Origin of the sequence: Planktothricoides sp. SR001, from assembly GCF_001276715.1 — a bacterium.
Taxonomy (GTDB): domain Bacteria; phylum Cyanobacteriota; class Cyanobacteriia; order Cyanobacteriales; family Laspinemataceae; genus Planktothricoides; species Planktothricoides raciborskii.
This window is the reverse complement of the sequence record NZ_LIUQ01000139.1, coordinates 1-2000: the sequence shown is the minus strand read 5'-3', so window position 1 is coordinate 2000 and position 2000 is coordinate 1. Positions and strand designations below refer to the sequence as shown.

Sequence of the window (2000 nt, the reverse complement as noted above, 5' to 3'; positions counted from 1 at the left end):
ATGAAGCGTTATTTCTCAGTGGCATCGCCCCAACTCAGCTTTGTGCCATCCTCACATCACCACAAATTGAGCGATTGCACCAGAGTATGATCGAAGTTTTGACTACGGCGATCGCCTCTGGGGGTACTACTTTTAGTCATTTTCTGAATGTTCAGGGTGTGAATGGCAATTATGCTGGTGTTGCCTGGGTGTATAACCGCACGGGTCAACCTTGTCGCGTTTGTGCCACTCCGATTCAGCGCTTGAAGTTAGGCGGGCGTTCCAGTCATTTTTGCCCCCAATGTCAAAAGGTTTAATGATTTTTTTATCCCCGGCATTCTTTACGAATAGGGCTGTCCGTAAGTTCGCAAGGTTCGGCTCTCCCTGCTACTGAGGGGACAGGCCCGGGAAAATATTACATCTAGCTGGTAAAACCGCCTCTCATATTTGCCACCTAGAACCCACGGAAATCACCCTGGTTGTGTCATAGATCATTTGGCATAATTTTCGTGCCTCTATTAGCAAATATACTAAAACCGTTGTTTAGCAAGGGTTTCACGGAATTATCCTTGGTCGTAGGTAGTTGGTTGGGAATAAAAAAGATACTTAACAAATCTTGACACTCTCTCATTTGTAAAGTATTATTAAGACAATTAGCTTAAGAACCAAAATCCAACTATCTATGTCTTTACGCCGCTCTTTAATTGCTTCCAGCTTAATTCTTGCGCCCATCACCACCCTCGGTTTTGGATCTGCTGCCTTTGCTGATACCGCCAATGATAGTGTCATTCTTTCCGCTACTGTGCAGTCAATTATCGCCATTGACGCTACCGCAACTTCAGTTGCTAGTTCCTTACCGATGACAGCAGGTCAGCAAGTTGCTCACGTCGCCGATCTTGATATCACCAGTAACAACACTGCGGGTATCACCATAACTGCAACCTCCACCAACGAAGGTGTGTTGGGATCGAGTGACAATCCTGCTGATAACATTGGCTACACCGTTGCAGTCGTTGGTGATGGTGCAGGTACACCAAATTCAGGTACTGCTCTTAGTAATTTCAGTCAGAGTGAAACAAGTGGTTTTGATACCACCACAGGTGTCAAAGCTATGGACTTATATATTGTGTATTCTGTCCCAACTCTGCCCAAACGGGGTAATTATAGTGATACCCTAACAATCACTGTAGCTGACAATTAAAAGACTAAAATAGTTGGGATTTTTGATTTTGACTATACCTAATTCCAAAATATAAAAAAGTCCCAGCCCAATTTAAATCTTAGGCTATAGCCCTCTTCAAATGTTGTCGAGGGCTAATAGTTAGCTCAAAAATAGTTATTCCTATTGATTTCAGCCATGAAATCTTCATTCATACAAACTTGTTTGAGTTTATTACTATTAGCTGCTATCCAACCCACCTGTGCAGCGGCAACGGTCACAGTTACCCCTAGTAATGAGGCAAGTAACTTGCCATTAGGAGGTCAAGGGGGATGGCAAGACACCCAAATTACCAAAGTCGGAACAATAAATTTAAGTACGACTTCCCAGAATGGTTTTACTTTAACGATAAATGGCAATAGTTTAGCCAAATCAGACGGAAAAACTCCCATTTCTATTCAAATTACTACAGTTCCCCATAATGCCTCACCGCCCAGTGCAGGATTCACCCCCTCACCTTATACCTATCAAAATAATACTGCTAATGCTTCAGAAATCAGGGATTTGTATATCAAATATACTCCTGCCCCTTTACAAGACCCGGGAAATTATACTAACACCCTCAACTTAACCCTGACAGATAATAATTAATAGCTATCAGCCCATGAAACGTTCGATATCTCGCTTTTTTACTGCTGCTATTTTTCTCTTAATTAGCACTATTTCCCCTGCATTAGCTTTCAAATTAGATCCTATTTCCAGGGTATTCGAGCCTGCGGGAGCGGGTGCTACCCAGTCTTATCAAATTATTAATGATACTTCAGAACAAATCGCCGTTGAACTTTCAATGGTAGAGCGAAAA

At 42.4% G+C, this 2000-nt stretch carries 4 protein-coding genes; all 4 read left to right on the top strand.

All coding sequences use genetic code 11. The features are described from left to right. The coding region (locus AM228_RS28735; RefSeq protein WP_304437852.1) for a zinc finger domain-containing protein at positions 1–296 on the top strand (296 nt) is incomplete at its 5' end. 365 nt (positions 297–661) lie between these two features. Further along, positions 662–1180, top strand: coding sequence for a hypothetical protein (locus AM228_RS28730; RefSeq protein ID WP_054470472.1), 519 nt, complete (start codon positions 662–664; stop codon positions 1178–1180). 156 nt (positions 1181–1336) lie between these two features. Continuing rightward, on the top strand, positions 1337–1789 hold the full coding sequence (locus AM228_RS28725) for a hypothetical protein (protein ID WP_054470470.1): 453 nt from the start codon (positions 1337–1339) through the stop codon (positions 1787–1789). A gap of 13 nt (positions 1790–1802) precedes the next feature. Then, the coding region (locus tag AM228_RS34705) for a hypothetical protein (RefSeq protein ID WP_369817814.1) at positions 1803–2000 on the top strand (198 nt) is incomplete at its 3' end.

Coding starts and splice junctions, on each gene's coding strand:
- AM228_RS28730 (WP_054470472.1), top strand. CDS start 662: ATGTCTTTACGCCGCTCTTTAATTGCTTCCAGCTTAATTCTTGCGCCC.
- AM228_RS28725 (WP_054470470.1), top strand. CDS start 1,337: ATGAAATCTTCATTCATACAAACTTGTTTGAGTTTATTACTATTAGCT.